The following is a 17,528-nucleotide window of genomic DNA, read 5'->3' as shown; positions in this document are numbered from 1 at the left end:
GGTCCTCGATACAGGGTGTCAGGGGAGTCCGCTCGATGCGCCGCGCGGGTCGATCGTGCCCAGGCGCGCCTTGAGCGACTGCGGCCGCTTTTCGAACAGCGCGGCGTAGTTCGTTGCGTTCGACATCACATTGCGCACGTAGGTTCGGGTCTCGGAGAACGGGATCGACTCGACGAACACCGCCCCTTCCATCGGCGCTTCGAGCCGGCCGCGCCAGGTACGCGAGCGCGCCGGGCCGGCGTTGTAGGCGGCGGTGGCCAGCACCTGCGAGCCGCCATTATTTTCCAGCACCATGTTCATGTAGTTGGCGCCGAGCGTGATGTTGGTGCGCAGGTCATTGAGCATCTCGTGGACGAAGTCGGTCAGGCCGATCTTGGCCGCCACCCACTTGCCGGTGGCCGGCATCACCTGCATCAGGCCGGAAGCGCCCACGCCCGAGCGGGCGTCGGAAATGAAGCGCGATTCCTGGCGGATCAGGCCATAGACCCAGGCGGTGTCGAGCGACAGGTCTTTCGCCGTGGGATGCAGGATGTCGTTGTGCGGGGCCGGGAAGCGCTGGTTGAAATCGAGCTCGTTGCGGGTGCGCAGCGAGGTCTCGACCATGCGGTCGAGCAGGTCGTTACGGCGCGCGTATTCGGCGGCGGCGATCAGCTGGCGATCCGACAGGCCGCGCAGCGCCCAGCCCCATTCGCGATTGCCTTCGGCGCGCAGGCGCAAGGCATAGAACTTCATCGCCTGGCGCATCGCCGGCAGCGCCGCTACATAGGCTACTTCGCCCGGCGTGGGCGCGGCGGCCGCCGGCGGGATCGTCACCAGCTCGCCCAGCTCTTCCATCGCCAGCTGGCCGTAGAAATTGTTCTGGGTGGCAATGCGACGGAACAGCGCTTCGCCGTCTTCCTTGCGCCCTTGCGCCGCATAGGCGCGGCCGCGCCAGTAGATCCAGCCGGACTCGGCGGCCAGGCCGGGGGGCATCGCGTCGATGGTGGCGGCCACCGTCTTCCAGTCGCCGCGGCGCAGCGCCATGCGGGTCTTCCATTCGAGCTGGAAATTCGTCAGCGGCGCGCCCTCGGCCCGCTTCCAGTAGTCGTGGGCTTCCGGCGCCAGCGCGATCGAGGCGGCCAGGGCGATATTCGCCCAGCCGATCGCGCGTTCTTCCTGGTTCAGCTTGCCGCTGTTCTTTTCGAGCGCGACCACGGCCAGCTTCAGGCTGGTGCGCGCCATGCGGCCCAGCGCGACCAGGTAGATCTCGTGTTCGGCGCGGTTCACGCCGATGCCGCGCGCCATCGCCACCGCCGGCACGTCCACGGCCTGGGCCGCGCGGGTATCGGAGGCCCCGAGCAGCTGGGCGATGCGGCGCGAGGGACCGGTGGCGCCCATCTCGCCGGCCAGGCGCAACTGCACCAGCAGGTCGTCCTGGCCGAGCTGGCCCAGCTGCACGAGCTGGGTCATCAGCGCGGCGCAGCCTTCGCCGTAGGCCGGCGGGTTGGTCAGCAGGACGCGCGCCTCGGGCGCGACGCGTTCGCCGCGCAGCGCGCGCGCCTGCAGGGCATAGCAGCGCAGCTGCAGCTCGGGGGTGCCGGCCAGCAGGCGCATTTCATGTTCAAAACTGTTCCAGTCGCGCTGGCGCCCGAGTTCGAGCAGCCAGTCGGCGCGCAGGCGTTCGGCGATGGCGCTGCCCTCGTAACGGCCGAGCACGGCGCGGATCTCGTCCGGCGTGGCGTCGCGCAGGCGCGGTTTGAGACGATAATAGTCGACGTAGCCAGGCAGCGCGTAGTTCGGCAGGCGCGAGGCCAGCGCATTGGCGCGGGCGGCATCGTTCTGGCGCGCCGCTTCGCGCAGCAGGAGAAAGGTGTCATCCTCGGCGCTGGCGGCGTCCACGGCCGGGGTGGCGCCCGGGGCGGCTGGCACCGACGAGGCTCCGGGCACGGGCGGTGGCGCCTGCGGGGCCTCGGCCATGACGGAGATGCTGGTGGCGGCAAGGATTGCGCCGGCTATCAATTTCCACGGAAACAACAACACAGCTTTTCTACCCTTCATTCGATATCATGACCGGCGAATCAAGAATACCATGCGCATCAATCGTGCCGCCAGAGAACGTCTCAAGCGTAACAGGCTCTGGTGCAGGAGTGAGCGCGGCGGCAAAGGCGGCGTTGCGCAAACACCTCAAGGCCCAGCGCGCCGCCCTCGACGACGGCAGCAAACCGGAGCGCGACCGCCGCATCGGCGCGCAAGTGCTGGCCTGGTGGCGCCGCACCCGCCCACCGCTGCTGGCCGTGTACTGGCCTCTGAGCGGCGAACCGGACCTGAGCGAGACTTACCGCGCCCTGGTCCAGGAAGGCGCCGCGCTGGCGCTGCCGGTGGTGCTCGAGCGCCACGCGCCGCTGGCCTTCGCCGCCTGGTCGCCGGGCGAAGCCATGGTGAGCGATCCGATGGGCGTGGCGGTACCGGCCGTCCTGCGCACGGTCGATCGTCCGCCGGCCCTGCTGGTTCCCTGCCTGGGCTTCAACGAGCACGGCTACCGGCTCGGCTATGGCGGCGGTTTCTACGACCGCACCCTGGCCGGCGGCGTGCGGCCGGCAACGCTGGGCATCGCCTACGCCTGCCAGGCAGCCGCTTTCGATGCCGATGCGCACGACGTGCCGCTCGACCTCATCGTTACCGAGGAAACGACAGTGGAATAAAAAACATCCCGGCAACGCGCCTGCGCTGCCGGGATGTTTACTCTTGTTGCCGCCGCTGGCTTTTTGACTGCTTATTGGCCAGTCAGGCGTTTCCAGATGGCGGTGGTGGCCGCCGCCTGGTTCATGCTGTAGAAGTGCAGCCCTGGCGCGCCGCCCGCCAGCAGGCGTTCGCACAGGCCAGTCACCACATCCAGCCCGAAGGCCTTGATCGAGGCGCTGTCGTCGCCGAAGCTGGCGAGTTTGAGGCGTACCCAACGCGGAATCTCGGCGCCGCACATGTCGGAAAAACGCATCAGTTGCGTGTAGTTCGTGATCGGCATGATGCCAGCCACGATCGGCACCTCGATCCCCATCTTGCGCACGTTGTCGACGAACTGGAAATAGGCGTCGGCATTGTAGAAGTACTGGGTGATCGCACCGTTCGCGCCCGCGTGGATCTTGCGCGCGAAGTTCTGCAGGTCGTCCTGGGGCGAACGGGCCTGCGGATGCATTTCCGGATAGGCCGCCACTTCGATGTGGAACCAGTCGCCGGTTTCGGCGCGGATGAACTCGACCAGTTCGTTGGCGTAGCGCAGCTCGCCGGCGCCGCCATAACCGCTCGGCAAGTCGCCGCGCAAGGCCACCAGGCGGCGGATGCCGTGCTGCTGGAACTGCTTGAGCAGGGCGCGGATCGACTCGCGCGTGGCGCCAATGCACGACAGGTGCGGCGCGGCCGGGTGGCCGTCGGCCATGATGTCGAGCACGGTGTCGAGCGTGCCCTGCTGGGTGGAGCCGCCGGCGCCGAAGGTCACCGAGAAATACGTCGGCGAAAGTTCAGCCAGCTGGCGGCGCGTGGCGCGCAGTTTTTCCGCGCCCTCGGGCGTCTTGGGCGGGAAGAACTCGATGCTGAAATTAGGAGTTTCCATCGTCTTTCAGGAGCAAGGTAGAAAGCGCCCACGAAATCACGCTGTACAGGATCGCCGCCAGGAAGGCCGACCAGAATCCCGCCACCTCGAAGCCCTCCACCCAGTGCGACACCAGCCAGAACAGAAAGGCGTTGATCACCAGGATGAACAGCCCCATCGACAGCAGCGTGACAGGCAAGGTCAGCAGGACCAGCACGGGGCGGATCAGGGTGTTGACCAGGCCCAGCACCAGCGCGGCGATCAGGGCGGTGCCGACATTGCTGACGGCGACGGAATGCATCAGGTAAGGCAGGGCCATCAGCGCGGCGGCGTTGATCAGCCAGGTCAGGAGCAGGCGCATGTTCAGCTTCTTTCGTGGTGCGTTTCTTGTTGTTGGATCGCAGCTGGGGAAGCACTGTAAGTCAGTACTTCCCAAGGCTCCGTTCATGCAAGGCCGCGTGTCTCTTGCGGCGCATTGCCGCACGCAGCCGGAGCCGGCACGGACGCCGATCAGCGCCCATGCCTGTGGGCACCTGGGTGCCCGCTTACCGCCTGTTAATAGCGGTAGTGGTCAGGCTTGTACGGGCCTTCCTTCTGCACCGAGATGTAGGCGGCCTGCTCATCGGTCAGCGTGGTCAGCTGGGCGTTGAGCTTCTTCAGTTGCAGGCGTGCGACCTTCTCGTCCAGGTGCTTCGGCAGCGTGTAGACGCCGACCGGATACTTGTCGGTGTTGGCGAACAGCTCGATCTGGGCGATGGTCTGGTTCGCGAACGACGAGCTCATCACGTACGACGGGTGACCGGTGCCGCAGCCCAGGTTCACCAGGCGGCCTTCGGCCAGCAGGATGATGCGGCGGCCCGACGGGAAGATCACGTGGTCGACCTGCGGCTTGATGTTTTCCCACTCGTACTTCTTGAGTGCAGCGACTTCGATCTCGTTGTCGAAGTGGCCGATGTTGCAGACGATCGCCTGGTCCTTCATCTTGAGCATGTGCTCTTCGGTGATGACGTGGTAGTTGCCGGTGCAGGTGACAAAAATGTCGCCGTGTTCGGCAGCGTAGTCCATGGTCACGACGCGGTAGCCTTCCATCGCCGCCTGCAGTGCGCAGATCGGGTCGATCTCGGTCACCCAGACTTGCGCCGACAGGGCGCGCATGGCTTGGGCGGAACCCTTGCCGACGTCACCGTAACCGGCGATGACGGCGATCTTGCCGGCGACCATCACGTCGGTGGCGCGCTTGATGCCGTCGACCAGCGACTCGCGGCAGCCGTACAGGTTGTCGAACTTCGACTTGGTGACGGAATCGTTGACGTTGATCGCCGGGAAGGCCAGCTTGCCTTCCTGGTGCATCTGGTACAGGCGGTGCACGCCGGTGGTGGTTTCCTCGGTCACGCCGAGGATGCACGGCAGGCGCTTCGAATACCACTGCGGATCGCGCGCGAGGCGGCCCTTGATGGCGTTGAACAGGCAGATTTCTTCGTCCGAACCCGGATTGGCCAGCACCGAGATGTCCTTCTCGGCGCGGGTGCCCAGGTGCAGCAGCAGGGTCGCATCGCCGCCGTCGTCGAGGATCATGTTGGCGTGGTTGTCACCCGGCCACTCGAAGATGCGGTGGGTGTATTCCCAGTACTCGTCCAGGGTCTCGCCCTTGACGGCGAACACCGGGGTGCCGACCGAAGCGATGGCCGCGGCGGCGTGGTCCTGGGTCGAGTAGATGTTGCACGACGCCCAGCGCACCTGTGCGCCGAGGGCTTCCAGCGTGCGGATCAGCACGGCGGTCTGGATGGTCATGTGCAGCGAGCCGGCGATGCGCGCGCCCTTCAGGGGCTGCGCTGCGGCGTATTCTTCGCGGATTGCCATCAGGCCCGGCATCTCGGTTTCGGCGATGCGGATTTCCTTCTCGCCCCAGGCAGCCAGGGAGATGTCGGCAATGTGGAAGTCTTGGGTTTCTTTCAGTACGGCGCTCATCACGCCCTCCTTTCAATAGAAAAAAGTAACGTGAGCGCGGTTGCTTGATATCCGAGCCTGGCGAAAAGGAATCTTTTCGTCGCAACGCTCCTCGGAACGGGGTAGTTTAGCACGACTGAAGGTGCGAATGGCTTCGCAGGTGCTGGATTTGCTGCACCTGCAACATGGACGTCGGGTTTCGTAGGGTGGACACCTGTGTCCACGCGGTATAGGACGGTTGAACGTTCGGACATGACCGAAGTCGTCGGAGCATCAGCCTTCTAAGCTGAAAGTCCAACGTATCGGCTTTCGCCAACGCTAGTAATACGCAGCAGCACCATACAGCGTGGACACAGGTGTCCACCCTACGAACGGCCATCCGCCTTCAGGCTGATGGCCGCTTTTCATCCTCTTACGCCAGGCCCGCTTCGGCGCGCAGCAGCGCGGCCTTGTCGGTGCGCTCCCAGGTGAACTCCGGCTCTTCGCGGCCGAAGTGGCCGTAGGCAGCGCTCTTCTGGTAGATCGGGCGCAGCAGGTCGAGCATCTGGACGATGCCTTTCGGGCGCAGGTCGAAGTGTTCCATCACCAGCTGGGCGATCTTCTCGTCCGGGATCACGCCCGTGCCTTCGGTGTAGACGGTGATGTTGATCGGGCGCGCCACGCCGATCGCGTAGCTGACCTGCACCTGGCACTGGCGCGCCAGGCCCGCGGCGACGATGTTCTTGGCCACGTAACGCGCGGCGTAGGCGGCCGAACGGTCGACTTTCGACGGATCCTTGCCCGAGAACGCGCCGCCGCCGTGCGGGGCTGCGCCGCCGTAGGTGTCGACGATGATCTTGCGGCCGGTCAGGCCGCAGTCGCCCTGTGGACCGCCGATGACGAAGCGGCCGGTCGGGTTGACCAGGTACTTCGTGCCCTGCAGCCATTCGCGCGGCAGGATCGGCTTGATGATTTCCTCGATGACCGCTTCCTCGATCTGCGAGTGGGTGACGTCCGGATGGTGCTGGGTCGAGAGCACCACGGTGTCGACCGCGACCGGGCGGCCGTCGACGTAGCGCAGCGTGACCTGCGATTTCGCATCCGGGCGCAGCCATGGCAGGCGGCCGTCCTTGCGCAGCTGCGACTGGCGCTCGACCAGGCGGTGCGCGTAGTGGATCGCGGCCGGCATCAGCTCGGCGGTCTCGTCGCAGGCGTAGCCGAACATCAGGCCCTGGTCGCCCGCGCCCTGGTCGAGGTCGAGGCCGGCGCCTTCGTCGACGCCCTGGGCGATGTCCGGCGACTGCTTGTCGTAGCAGACCATGACGGCGCAACCCTTGTAGTCGATGCCGAAGTCGGTGTTGTCGTAGCCGATGCGCTTGATGGTATTGCGTGCGACGCCGATATAATCGACGTTCGCGTGGGTCGTGATCTCGCCGGCCAGCACCACCAGACCGGTGTTGCACAAGGTTTCAGCGGCGACGCGGGCGCGCGGATCCTGCTCGAGGATCGCGTCGAGGATCGCGTCCGAGATCTGGTCGGCAACTTTGTCGGGATGGCCTTCCGAGACGGATTCGGAAGTGAAGAGGTAGTCGTTAGACATGAAGGCTCCTGTTACTGTTCAAAAAACTGCCGCAGCAACATGTGCCTGCGACGCTTTAGCGACATTTATATTCCGCTTCGCAAGTTGTCTATTAACTCGGCGGATCCTGCGTAAAGTGGTATTTTACGCTCCTTTAAGAAATTTTTGGCAGAGCAGGCCAGCTCTTCCTGAACCCGATCAATCGCATGCTAGTTATTTTATTCAGAGTTCTCTCCGTATTTCCCCTGCGCCTGCTGCACGCCCTCGGCGGCGCGCTGGGCTGGCTGGTCTACCTGCTGTCCCCTTCCTACCGCCGGCGCCTCGACGCCAACCTGGCCCAGGCCGGCTATAGCGCCTACCGCCGCGCCGCCGTCGCCGAGGCCGGCAAGGCCATCGTCGAACTGGCCTTCGTCTGGTGCGGCAAACCAGAACGCGTGGCGCGCCACGCCACCGTCGAGAACTGGGAGATGGTGCAACGCGTCCTCGATGCGGGACGCGGCATTGTGTTCCTGACGCCACACCTGGGCTGTTTCGAGATGACCGCCCAGCAGATTGCACTGCACACGGCGCTCACCGTCATGTACCGTCCGCCGCGCAAGAGCGCGCTCAAACCGCTGGTCGAAGGCGCTCGCGCCCGCCACAATCTGCACCTGGCGCCGGCCAATCTGTCGGGCGTGCGCATCCTGGCCAAGACCCTGAAAAGCGGCCAGCCGATCGGCCTGCTGCCCGACCAGGTGCCGCAGGAAGGCGAAGGCGTCTGGGCGCCGTGGTTCGGACGCAACGCCTACACCATGACGCTGCCGGCCAAGCTGGCCCAACTTGGCAAGGCCGACATCCTGCTGGTCTATGCCGAGCGCCTGCCGCAGGGCCGCGGCTATGTCGTGCGTTTCGTGCCTTTCGAAGGCGAACTGGCGGGCAGCCCGGCCGAACAGGCTGCCAGCATCAACCGCGCGATGGAGCAATTGATTGCGCGTTGTCCGGCCCAGTATTTCTGGAGTTACAACCGCTACAAGCAACCGCAGGGCGTGGACGCGCCGCAAACCGAGGCCGTCGCATGAGGATCGCCATTGCATTCATGTGGCTGCTGCACTGGCTGCCACTGCCCGTGCTCGGGCGTTTCGGCGAAGCCGTCGGCAGCCTGATGTTCCTGATCCTCGGCAAGCGCCGCAAGATCGCCCTCACCAACCTGCGCCTGTGCATGCCGGAACTGTCGGAAAAGGAAAGGCGCGACATCGCCTACCGTCATTTCCAGGGCTATTCGCGCAGCATCTTCGAGCGTTCCATCCTGTGGTGGGCGCCGGAAGAACGGGTGCGCAGCCTGATCCAGGTCGAGCCGGCGGTGCCGCAAGCCGAGATGGAATCCGGCCCCACCATCCTGCTGTGTCCGCACTTCGTGTGCCTGGACGTGGCCGGTGTCGCTTCGCGCGTGATTCCGGTGTGCAGCATGTACGTGCCGCAAAAGAACGAAGCCTTCGACAAGCTGCTGCGCCACGGCCGCGAGCGATATGGCCCGGTGCGCCTGGTCACGCGCAAGGAAGGCATCAAGCCCATCCTGCGCGCCCTGCGTGACGGCCTGCCCTATTTCATGTTGCCGGACATGGACTTCGGCGAGAAGGATGCCGAATTCGTGCCCTTCTTCGGTGTGCCGGCGGCGACGTTGACGGCCCTGGGCCGCATCGCCGCGACGACCGGTGCGAAAGTCATCCCGGTGGTGGCCACCTTCCTGCCGAACTACCAGGGCTGGCGCGTGCGCTTCTACCCCGCCTGGGAAAATTATCCGGGTACCGACATGGTCGAGGCCACGCGCCGCATGAACGCCTTCATCGAGGAGCGCGTGCGCGAGGCGCCGGCCGAATACTTCTGGACGCATAAACGCTTCAAGACCCGTCCCCCGGGCGAGCCTTCCCTGTACGACTGATTTATAAAATGAAACTCAAGTTCACCAAGATGCACGGCGCGGGCAACGACTTCGTCGTGATCGACGCCATCAACCAGCAGATCGACTTCAATACGCAGCAGTGGCGCCACCTGGGCGACCGCCGCTTCGGCGTCGGCGCCGACCAGATCCTGGTCGTCGAGCGCCCGACCGAACCCGGTTGCGACTTCCGCTACCGCATCTTCAATAGCGACGGCGGCGAGGTCGAGCAGTGCGGCAACGGTTCGCGCGCTTTCGTCCGTTTCGTCAGCGAGAAAGGTTTGACCGATCAACGCAGCATCCGCGTCCAGACCATGGCCGGCATCATCGAGCCGCGCCTGGAGGAAGATGGCAGCGTGACGGTCGACATGGGGGCGCCGGTGCTCGAGCCGGCCGCCGTGTCCTTCGACAGCGCGGGCCTGCCTGGCCAGCCCGAGGGACGCGACACGCTGTGGCCGCTGTCGCTGAACCTGGCAGGCGCCGAACACACTGTATTGGTGTCGGTGGTTTCGATGGGCAACCCGCATGCGGTGCAGACGGTCGAGGATGTCGACAAGGCGCCGGTGGCCGAACTCGGTCCGCAAGTCGAACACCATCCGCGTTTCCCGAAGCGGGTGAATGCCGGCTTTATGCAGGTGGTGAATCGCCAGCACGTAAAGCTGCGCGTGTACGAACGCGGCGCCGGCGAAACCCTGGCTTGCGGCACCGGCGCCTGCGCCGCGGTCGTGGCCGGCATCCGGCGCGGCCTGCTCGACTCGCCGGTGCGGGTCTCGGCGCGCGGCGGAGAATTGTCGATTGCCTGGGCTGGCGAAGGCGAACCGGTCTACCTGAGCGGCCCGGCCGTCACCGTGTTCGAAGGCGAGATCGAGCTGTAATGCGGTGAACCTGCGCCGCCAGGCTACGGCCCGCGTCCCTCAGGCTGCCAGGCCGTAGGAGGCGCGGCCGCGCGGCGGCGACGGCGGCCCAGCCGGCTTGATGGGCTGGGCGATATCGGCCACCACCGTGCGCAGGCGGTACAGACGCTGGCGGTAATTTCCTTCCGGTCCACCCGGGCCGCAATCCACGTTCTCGAACAATTGCACGATGCGGTCGAGCGCCTGGCGCTCGTGCGCGGTCTCGATCATGACCAGGCGCCGCTTGCTGCGCCCATAGCTGGCGCGAATGTCGATCACCAGGCAGTGGCCCTGGTCGGCCGCGTGCACGTCGAGCAGCAGGGCCTCCGCGCGGCTGAGCCCGAACAGGGCCGCCAGCTCGAGCCTGGCCGCCAGCAGCGGATGGGCCGACAGGTCGATGCCGCAACCCAGCAGCGCCCCGGTTTCGGTGTGCAGCGCGTCAAGCAGGCGCGGCGCAATTTTGTGCAGCGCCGCAGCGGCGTCGGGGCAGCCGCCTGCCGCCGCCTGTTGCAGCCAGTACACCGCGCGTACGTCGTTGTTTTCGTTCTCGCGGCGGGCGCGCCAGGCATTGTTGCCGCATTCGAGCTGCGCCACCCGGTAACCCATGTCCGCCGCCCGTTCGAGGTAGCGCTGGGCATCGGCCACGTTACGCTGGGAGAACTCGGGCTTCACATAGATGCGCGACAGCGCGTACCAGGCCTCGGCCAGGCCCTGCTCGCCGGCCAGCAGCAGCCAGCGGATCGCCTTCTTGAAATTCGCCGCGCCGGCGCCGCCCGCAACCCGGGTGCCGTCGACCTGCATGCGCGCATACCACAGGCCCATGGCAAGCTGGGCATGGCGGTCGTTCTCGGCCGCAGCCAGTTCCCAGAAAGTGTGCAGTTCGACAGGATCGACATCGGCGGCGCCGCGTTCGAGCAGGCGCGCAACCCGCGACAGCAAACCGACTTCGCCCGGCGTCAGACGCTGGGTGTGCTTGGCGGCGGCGTCCTCGGCGAGCGCCCGCGCGAGCGGCAGCGCGCGCTCGAGGTAGTCGTCCCACTGGCCGCCTTCCCAGCTCTGTTCGAGCAGGGCAAACTGCGCTTCGGGCAGGCCGTTGTCGGCGGCGCGGCGCAGCCAGGGCTGGCCTGGGGTCGTCGTGGCGCCCTCGGCGCCGTGGATAGCCGGGCGCGGCGCGGCGCGGCTCGCGGCGGCGGCGCCTGCCGGGCTGGACGCGGATGCGGCCGCTTCAGGCTGGCGCGCGAGCAGCCACTGGGCCTCGGCAAAGCCGGCCCGGGCCGCGTCTTCGAGGGCGCGCAGCGCTTTCGCACGCAGGGCCGGCGCCGGCGCCGCGCCCGCGTCCGCAAGCAGCAGCTGGGCCAGCACCAGTCCGGCACGCGTGTTGCCGGCATCGTAGGCACGTTCGTACCAGGGCGCCAGCGGCCCCGGATGCTGGCGCGCCAGCTCGAGCGGCACGTGATTGCCGATCAGCTGGCAGGATTCCAGGCACCCCTGGTGCGCGGCGCGGTCGAGCCAGTGCAGCGCGGTCGGCAGGCTCTGCGGCAGGCCGGCACTGCCGAACAGGTAGCGCTTGCCCAGGGCGAGCTGGGCGTCGGCGCGGCCGGCACGGGCGCCGCGGATGATCGCCAGTTCTTCACGATTAGCCATCGGTCGAATCTTTTACTAGTGGGGGTGGGCAGCGTGGCGCGATGGAATCGGCAGGAGGATGGCAGCACGTTGCCGCGGCCAAAGTTGCCAATATACAAGAACTGCGAAGATCACGCCCACACCGCTGCGGTTCGGGGAAAGTCTAAGCCAGCCCCGCAGGGCTCACGTGCCGAACAGCCTGATGATTGACATCGAACAAGGGCACCGAAACGGAACGGAACTCAGCCACATTGCAGTGCAACAAGCACACCGTTGGTGCGAAAAGGCGGTCTCGACGTTTCGAAAATACAACAGCACGATTGCTTAAATTGGCTTTCCACCAAGTCGAGCACGCATAATTAACCAATCCGGCAATCTTGACGCATTAAGCAATTAAGGTTCACTCGTCCGAGTGTTCAGCAAACCAATAAAGTCTCAATGCTCTCTGGATCCCGATTCACCTCATAAGAAGGATACGAATAAATGAAAAAGTCACTGATGGCAGTCGCTCTTGTTGGCGCTTTCGCCGGCGTTGCCCACGCACAAACCTCCGTTCAGATCTACGGCACCCTCGACGCCGGTCTGGTCAAGCAAAGCGGTAACACCCTGAGCATCGGCAAGCGCGCCGCCAACACCCTGGGCTTCAAGGGCACCGAAGACCTGGGCAACGGCCTGAAAGCCCTGTTCCAACTGGAAATCCGCTACGAGCCGGACACCGGCACCGTCGAAAACGGCTCGCGTCCGCTGTTCCAGGGCCAGAGCCGCGTCGGCCTGCAGGGTGACTTCGGTATGGTCCGCATCGGTCGCGGCCTGACCCCGTACCAGGAAACCATCGGCGCCTTCGAGCCGTTCCACGCACTGCCGTTCGCTGGCGGCTTCTACACCGACCTGGCAGTGGCTGGCTACAACTCGGCACCGCTGGAGCCGGCACGTTCGTCGAACAACCGCTGGTCGAACGCCTTCTGGTACAACTCGCCGGTCACCGGTGGTTTCCAGGTGAACGCCGCTATCGCCACCAAGGAAGGTGCAGGCGCCAACGGCCAGGCTGTCGGCCAGTACGCGGCCGGTGCCGAAGCTTCGGCCAACCCGTTCTCGATCTCGGCAACCTACAACAACGGCCCTGCGGCCCTGATGGCTGGTTACGAGCGTAACGCTGTCGAAACCAAGGTCTGGTCGCTCGCCGGTTCGTTCATGGCAACCCCGGAACTGAAGCTGACGGCCCTGTTCACCCGTCAAGACCAGGACAACACCGCCGCCGCCCTGCTGCTGCCGGGCGCGAAGACCAACGCATGGGTGCTGGGTGCCAACTACACCATGGGCCCGGGCAAGTTCCTGGTCGGCTACGGCCAGAAGGATCCGGACAACTGGGTCAAGACCAAGCAGCTGTCGCTGGGCTACGAGTACAGCCTGTCGAAGCGCACCTACCTGTACGTCGACGCATCGCGCAAGAAGGGTCCGCAGAACCTGAACACCCTGCGCAACGAGCGTTCGGTCAACTACTACGACCTGGGCATCAACCACTCGTTCTAAGTTGACGCGGGCCTTGGCCCGTCAGCAAGCCAGAAGGCGGGCACCGGCAACGGTGTCCGCCTTTTACTTTCTATCGTTGTATTTACTCAACATTGTTAACGGTTCAATTGTTCACCGTATATACAGCGTGTTGCAGCAATGGCATATTCGCAGAGCGAAACGCATGCGCTTTCGAACCTAAACAATAGTGGAGATACAATGAACAAATGTTTGATCGCCGGCGTGCTCGGCGCCTGCTTCGCCGCCCCGGCCCTGGCCGAATCCAGTGTCCAGATCTACGGCATCGCCGATGCCGGCATCATGTGGCAAAAAGGCGGCCCGACCCGCATCATCAGCGGCGGCGCCGACGGTTCACGCATCGGCTTCAAGGGCACCGAAGACATCGGTAACGGCTACAAGGCGATCTTCAACCTGGAAGCGCGCGTCGAGCTCGACACCGGCACCCAGCAGCCGACCCTGATCAACGACAATCCCGGACTCTACCTGACGCGCGGCATGGAAGCGATTCCGGCGCCGATCGTGGCGCGCCTGCGCAGCCTGATCCAGCCGCCGGGCGCCCCGGCCGTCAACCAGGAACGCGCCCTGTTCGACCGTACCTCGATGGTCGGCCTGGTGACCCCGGTCGGCGCCATCCTGCTGGGCCGCATGTACACCCCGGGCTACGAGGTGTTCAATGCGGCCGACGTGTTCGAATCGGGTACTGCCGGCACCTGGGGCGGCATCACCGGCGGCACCGCCGGCTTCACCGCGCTGGGCGCGGACATCCGCTCGCAAAAGTCGATCCAGTACCGCATCGCCCTGCCCTCGGGCTGGGGCGGCTCGCTGATGTACGGCTCGCGCGGTTCGGGCTACCTCGGCCGCTACAACAAGTTCCGTGCCGGCGCCGTGACCTACAAGGCGAACGGCTTCGACGTCGGTATCGGCTACAACCACGGCTATAACCAGGAAGGCCGTCCGAGCCTGCGCACCATCACCCTCGGTGGCTCCTACGCGATCGACGACTTCAAGTTCTTCGCCGGTTACCACGCGCAACGCAACAAGAACTCGGCCCTGCTGCGCGACTACATCGGCGGCTGGGACGGCGCCGTGCCGGCCGCCCTGACCGGCCTGGGCGTACCTGCCGCACAGCAGGCGGCGCTGCGCACCGTGTTCGTCAACGCCATCACCGCCAACACCGAGCAGGACGCGCGCAGCTACCAGATCGGCCTGCACTACAAGATCGGCAGCGGCCGCATCATGGCCTCCTACGCGCACCAGGACGACCGCATCGCCAGCTCGGACAGCGATGCCGACCTGTTCGCGATCGGCTACAACTACTTCCTGTCCAAGCGCACCGACCTGTACACCGTCGCCGGCTTCATCAAGAACCAGAACGACGGCCAGTACGCGCCGGGCACCGCCGGTTCGCCGGGCGGCTTCACCCGCGCGCCGGGCGAAGACGGCCGCGCCTTCCAGATCGGCGTGCGTCACCGTTTCTGAAGCAAGAGGAGAGGCTGGCTGGCCGGATGCGCGCGTCCGACTGGCCAGAGCTTCCCGGCAAGGGCGCCTGCGGGCGCCCTTTTTTCTGTCCGCCCACTTCCCCTGCTCGGGTAAAATTGCGCACACCACATTTCTGCAAGCTCAGCCAATGACCGTCACCCTGGACTCCGCCGCTGTCGCCCAATACCTGGCCGACCACCCGCGCTTTTTCGAAGAACACGCTGGCCTGCTGGGCGAAGTCAAGCTGTCCAGCCCACTGACCGGCAAAGCGGTCTCGCTCCAGGAACGGCAAATGGAAGTGATGCGCGCCAAATACAAGGCGCTCGAGCTGCGCATGGCCGAGCTGCTGCGTACCGCCAGCGAGAACACGACGATTCTGAACAATTTCCACGCCTGGCATCTGGCGCTGCTGCGTTCGCAAGGCGGCGCGGCGATGGCGCGCGACCTGGTCGACGGCCTGGTGCAACACTTCGGCGTGCCGCAGGCCACGCTGCGCCTGTGGAACGTGGCGCCGGAATATGCCGACAGCTGGTTCGCCGCCGGCGTCGCCGAGGATGCACGGCTGTTCGCTGCCAGCCTGCGCGCGCCCTACTGCGGTCCGAACAAGGAGTTCGAGGCCGTGCGCTGGCTCGACAATGCCGACGCCGTGCGTTCGATCGTGCTGCTGCCGCTGGTTGCCGAGGGCAGGACCTTCGGCCTGCTGGTGCTGGGCTCGCCGGACAATGAGCGCTTCAGCCCGGCGATGGCGACCGATTTCCTGGTCCAGCTGGGCCAGTCCGCCAGCACCGCGCTGGCGCCGCTGCGGGCCTGAACATGAACACGGCGCAGGACTGGGCCAGCCGCTACCTGGGCGAGCTCGTTACCCAGCGCCAGTTGTCGCCGCACACGGTCGCGGCCTACAGGCGCGACCTCGCCGAGCTGGCCGAACTGGCCGGCCACGGCGACTGGGCGCGCCTGTCGCACGCCGACATGCGCCGCTTCGCCGCGCGCCTGCACGCGGCCGGACAGAATCCCCGCTCGATCGCACGCAAACTCTCGGGCTGGCGCGGCTTCTACCAGTGGCTGTCTCTGCAAATGTCCCTGCCGGCCAATCCGGTCGACGGTGTCCGCGCGCCGCGCCGCGCCAAGAGTCTACCCAAGGCGCTGGCCGTCGACGACGCCGTCCAGCTGCTGGAAGCGAACCGCCACGGCCATCCGGAGCCGGCCGAACTGTGCAACCGCGCGATGTTCGAACTGCTGTATTCGAGCGGGCTGCGGGTGTCGGAGCTGGCCGGTCTCGACCTGGCCTATACCGACGGCAAGAACGGCAACTCGCTCGGCTGGCTCGACCTGGAGGCGGGCGAAGTCGTGGTCACCGGCAAGGGCGGCAAGAGGCGCCGCGTGCCGGTCGGCGGCCCGGCGCGCGAGGCCCTGGCGGCCTGGCTCGCGGTGCGTCCGCCGGCCGCCGACGGCAGCCCGGCCCTGTTCCTGTCCAGCCGCGGCGCCCGCATCACCCCGCGCGTGGTCCAGCAGCGCCTCAAGCAGCATGCGATCAAGGCCGGCGCCCCGGTGCACGTGCACCCGCACGTGCTGCGCCATTCGTTTGCCTCGCACCTGCTGCAATCCTCGGGCGACCTGCGCGCCGTGCAGGAACTGCTCGGCCACGCCAGCATCACCTCGACCCAGGTCTACACTGCGCTCGACTTCCAGCACCTGGCCGCGGTGTACGACAAGGCCCATCCGCGGGCGAAAGCGAAGTAGGCGCCTTCGGGTTCCGGAGAACGACTTCTTCCCGCCGGGAAGGCTCTTGAGCAAGGCTTCGCCTGAGCTGGCGCAAAGGCGCGTACGGTTGATGGTGGCAGATTGCAAATTACGGCATAATCTTTCGATTCCCCGGGCCCGATCCGGGCAGACCAGAACCAGCAAAGACCATGTCACTGATCCCCACCACCATCCTGACCGGCTTCCTCGGCGCCGGCAAGACCACCCTCCTCAACCGCATCCTGCGCGAGGAGCACGGCCTGCGCATTGCCGTTATCGAGAACGAATTTGGCCAGGAAAATATCGACAACGAAATCCTGGTGCAGGACAGCGGCGAACAGATCGTCGAAATGAACAACGGCTGCATCTGCTGCACCGTGCGCGGCGACCTGATCGTTGCCCTGACCAACCTGGCGCAAAAGCGCGAGGCCGGCGAGATCGCTTTCGATCGCGTCGTCATCGAAACCACGGGCCTTGCCAATCCGGGCCCGGTGGCGCAGACCTTCTTCGTGGACGAGGAAGTAGGCATTCACTACCTGCTCGACGCCGTGGTGACCGTGGTTGACGCCCGCCACGCGATGGACCAGCTGGACCGCCACGAGGAAGCCCAGCGCCAGGTCGGCTTTGCCGACAAGATCCTGCTCTCGAAGACGGATCTGGTCGACGCCGCCGCCGTCGAGACCCTGAAAGCGCGCCTGGCGCGCATCAACCCGCGCGCACCCATCTCGACCTCGGACTTCGGCCGCGCGCCCTTGACCGACGTGCTCGACCTGCGCGGCTTCAACCTGAACGACAAGCTCGAGCTCGACCCCGACTTCCTGCGCACCGACGAGCACGAACACCACGATCACGACCACGATCACGCGCATTGCGGTCACGACCATGCGCACGGCGAAGCCTGCACCCACGACCACCACCATGCACACCACAGCGACGACATCGCCGCCTTCGTGTTCAAGAGCGAGCGCGCATTCGACCCGGAGCGCCTTGACCAGTTCCTCGGCAGCCTGGTGCAGGTGTTCGGTCCGAACATGCTGCGCTACAAGGGTGTGCTGTCCATGCAAGGCGCCGACCGGAAAGTCGTATTCCAAGGCGTGCATCAAATCATGGGCAGCGACCTGGGCGCAAAGTGGGAAGACGGCGAGACGCGCGGCAGCAAAATGGTGTTTATTGGTAAAAATTTACCAAAAGACGTATTTATCCGCGGATTGGAACAGTGTTTGGTATAAACTATCCCGGTTTTGCGGTACCCGTCGCGCCCTTCCCTGCGGCGTGACA

General features: G+C 65.7%; 15 protein-coding genes and 1 riboswitch. Of the genes, 9 read left to right on the top strand and 6 right to left on the bottom strand.

Features of this window, described 5'->3' with window-relative positions:
- Positions 1-18: 18 nt before the first annotated feature.
- A complete protein-coding gene (locus ACSUZJ_RS02335) occupies positions 19-1,956 on the bottom strand; it encodes a lytic transglycosylase domain-containing protein (RefSeq protein WP_499412959.1) in 1,938 nt (645 codons plus the stop codon).
- 194 nt (positions 1,957-2,150) lie between these two features.
- Here ACSUZJ_RS02335 and ACSUZJ_RS02330 point away from each other — a divergent pair, with 194 nt between their 5' ends.
- A complete protein-coding gene (locus tag ACSUZJ_RS02330; RefSeq protein ID WP_499412958.1) occupies positions 2,151-2,681 on the top strand; it encodes a 5-formyltetrahydrofolate cyclo-ligase in 531 nt (176 codons plus the stop codon).
- 71 nt (positions 2,682-2,752) lie between these two features.
- On the opposite strand, the gene metF is transcribed toward ACSUZJ_RS02330, so the two are convergent.
- From metF to metK, 4 genes are all read right to left on the bottom strand, one after another.
- Positions 2,753-3,586 carry a methylenetetrahydrofolate reductase [NAD(P)H] gene (gene metF / locus ACSUZJ_RS02325; protein ID WP_499412956.1) on the bottom strand — a complete coding sequence of 278 codons (834 nt, stop codon included), beginning with the start codon at positions 3,584-3,586 and terminating at the stop codon, positions 2,753-2,755.
- A complete protein-coding gene (locus ACSUZJ_RS02320; protein WP_499412953.1) occupies positions 3,573-3,926 on the bottom strand; it encodes a phage holin family protein in 354 nt (117 codons plus the stop codon). The genes metF and ACSUZJ_RS02320 overlap by 14 nt, the downstream gene beginning before the upstream one ends.
- A gap of 194 nt (positions 3,927-4,120) precedes the next feature.
- Complete coding sequence (ahcY, locus tag ACSUZJ_RS02315) at positions 4,121-5,533, bottom strand: adenosylhomocysteinase (RefSeq protein ID WP_499412951.1); 1,413 nt, start codon at positions 5,531-5,533, stop codon at positions 4,121-4,123.
- A 25-nt stretch (positions 5,534-5,558) separates the two neighbouring features.
- Positions 5,559-5,632, bottom strand: a riboswitch (S-adenosyl-L-homocysteine riboswitch).
- A gap of 292 nt (positions 5,633-5,924) precedes the next feature.
- Positions 5,925-7,091: a methionine adenosyltransferase gene (gene metK / locus ACSUZJ_RS02310; protein WP_499412950.1), complete on the bottom strand. Its 1,167-nt coding sequence runs from the start codon at positions 7,089-7,091 to the stop codon at positions 5,925-5,927.
- 185 nt (positions 7,092-7,276) lie between these two features.
- On the opposite strand from metK, the gene ACSUZJ_RS02305 reads away from it, so the two are divergent.
- The 3 genes from ACSUZJ_RS02305 to dapF are packed head-to-tail and all read left to right on the top strand — an operon-like array spanning position 7,277 to position 9,860.
- Positions 7,277-8,128 carry a lysophospholipid acyltransferase family protein gene (locus ACSUZJ_RS02305; protein WP_499412948.1) on the top strand — a complete coding sequence of 284 codons (852 nt, stop codon included), beginning with the start codon at positions 7,277-7,279 and terminating at the stop codon, positions 8,126-8,128.
- Positions 8,125-8,988, top strand: coding sequence for an LpxL/LpxP family acyltransferase (locus ACSUZJ_RS02300; protein ID WP_499412946.1), 864 nt, complete (start codon positions 8,125-8,127; stop codon positions 8,986-8,988). Before ACSUZJ_RS02305 ends, ACSUZJ_RS02300 begins: the two co-directional genes overlap by 4 nt.
- 8 nt (positions 8,989-8,996) lie before the next feature.
- Positions 8,997-9,860 carry a diaminopimelate epimerase gene (gene dapF, locus ACSUZJ_RS02295; RefSeq protein WP_499412944.1) on the top strand — a complete coding sequence of 288 codons (864 nt, stop codon included), beginning with the start codon at positions 8,997-8,999 and terminating at the stop codon, positions 9,858-9,860.
- A 39-nt stretch (positions 9,861-9,899) separates the two neighbouring features.
- Here the strand turns inward: dapF and ACSUZJ_RS02290 are convergent, their stop codons facing one another.
- Positions 9,900-11,522 carry an SEL1-like repeat protein gene (locus tag ACSUZJ_RS02290; RefSeq protein WP_499412942.1) on the bottom strand — a complete coding sequence of 541 codons (1,623 nt, stop codon included), beginning with the start codon at positions 11,520-11,522 and terminating at the stop codon, positions 9,900-9,902.
- Positions 11,523-11,984: 462 nt separating this feature from the next.
- On the opposite strand from ACSUZJ_RS02290, the gene ACSUZJ_RS02285 reads away from it, so the two are divergent.
- The 5 genes from ACSUZJ_RS02285 (at position 11,985) to ACSUZJ_RS02265 (ending at position 17,479) form a co-directional block, all read left to right on the top strand.
- Positions 11,985-13,031, top strand: coding sequence for a porin (locus ACSUZJ_RS02285; RefSeq protein ID WP_499412940.1), 1,047 nt, complete (start codon positions 11,985-11,987; stop codon positions 13,029-13,031).
- 198 nt (positions 13,032-13,229) lie between these two features.
- On the top strand, positions 13,230-14,510 hold the full coding sequence (locus ACSUZJ_RS02280; protein WP_499412938.1) for a porin: 1,281 nt from the start codon (positions 13,230-13,232) through the stop codon (positions 14,508-14,510).
- 148 nt (positions 14,511-14,658) lie between these two features.
- The gene (locus ACSUZJ_RS02275; protein ID WP_499412936.1) at positions 14,659-15,321 is read left to right on the top strand and encodes a DUF484 family protein; all 663 of its coding nucleotides are present in this window, start codon (positions 14,659-14,661) and stop codon (positions 15,319-15,321) included.
- 2 nt (positions 15,322-15,323) lie between these two features.
- Positions 15,324-16,250 carry a tyrosine recombinase XerC gene (gene xerC, locus ACSUZJ_RS02270; protein WP_499412934.1) on the top strand — a complete coding sequence of 309 codons (927 nt, stop codon included), beginning with the start codon at positions 15,324-15,326 and terminating at the stop codon, positions 16,248-16,250.
- Positions 16,251-16,420: 170 nt separating this feature from the next.
- Positions 16,421-17,479, top strand: coding sequence for a CobW family GTP-binding protein (locus ACSUZJ_RS02265; RefSeq protein ID WP_499412932.1), 1,059 nt, complete (start codon positions 16,421-16,423; stop codon positions 17,477-17,479).
- Positions 17,480-17,528: the final 49 nt, after the last annotated feature.

The organism is Telluria sp. B2 (genome assembly GCF_051789535.1).
Classification (GTDB): Bacteria; Pseudomonadota; Gammaproteobacteria; order Burkholderiales; family Burkholderiaceae_D; genus Telluria.
Note: the sequence above shows the minus strand (reverse complement) of the source record. Positions and strands in the feature narration are given on the sequence as shown.

Coding starts and splice junctions, on each gene's coding strand:
- ACSUZJ_RS02335 (WP_499412959.1), bottom strand. CDS start 1,956: ATGGCCGAGGCCCCGCAGGCGCCACCGCCCGTGCCCGGAGCCTCGTCG.
- metF (WP_499412956.1), bottom strand. CDS start 3,586: ATGGAAACTCCTAATTTCAGCATCGAGTTCTTCCCGCCCAAGACGCCC.
- ACSUZJ_RS02320 (WP_499412953.1), bottom strand. CDS start 3,926: ATGCGCCTGCTCCTGACCTGGCTGATCAACGCCGCCGCGCTGATGGCC.
- ahcY (WP_499412951.1), bottom strand. CDS start 5,533: ATGAGCGCCGTACTGAAAGAAACCCAAGACTTCCACATTGCCGACATC.
- metK (WP_499412950.1), bottom strand. CDS start 7,091: ATGTCTAACGACTACCTCTTCACTTCCGAATCCGTCTCGGAAGGCCAT.
- ACSUZJ_RS02305 (WP_499412948.1), top strand. CDS start 7,277: ATGCTAGTTATTTTATTCAGAGTTCTCTCCGTATTTCCCCTGCGCCTG.
- ACSUZJ_RS02300 (WP_499412946.1), top strand. CDS start 8,125: ATGAGGATCGCCATTGCATTCATGTGGCTGCTGCACTGGCTGCCACTG.
- dapF (WP_499412944.1), top strand. CDS start 8,997: ATGAAACTCAAGTTCACCAAGATGCACGGCGCGGGCAACGACTTCGTC.
- ACSUZJ_RS02290 (WP_499412942.1), bottom strand. CDS start 11,522: ATGGCTAATCGTGAAGAACTGGCGATCATCCGCGGCGCCCGTGCCGGC.
- ACSUZJ_RS02285 (WP_499412940.1), top strand. CDS start 11,985: ATGAAAAAGTCACTGATGGCAGTCGCTCTTGTTGGCGCTTTCGCCGGC.
- ACSUZJ_RS02280 (WP_499412938.1), top strand. CDS start 13,230: ATGAACAAATGTTTGATCGCCGGCGTGCTCGGCGCCTGCTTCGCCGCC.
- ACSUZJ_RS02275 (WP_499412936.1), top strand. CDS start 14,659: ATGACCGTCACCCTGGACTCCGCCGCTGTCGCCCAATACCTGGCCGAC.
- xerC (WP_499412934.1), top strand. CDS start 15,324: ATGAACACGGCGCAGGACTGGGCCAGCCGCTACCTGGGCGAGCTCGTT.
- ACSUZJ_RS02265 (WP_499412932.1), top strand. CDS start 16,421: ATGTCACTGATCCCCACCACCATCCTGACCGGCTTCCTCGGCGCCGGC.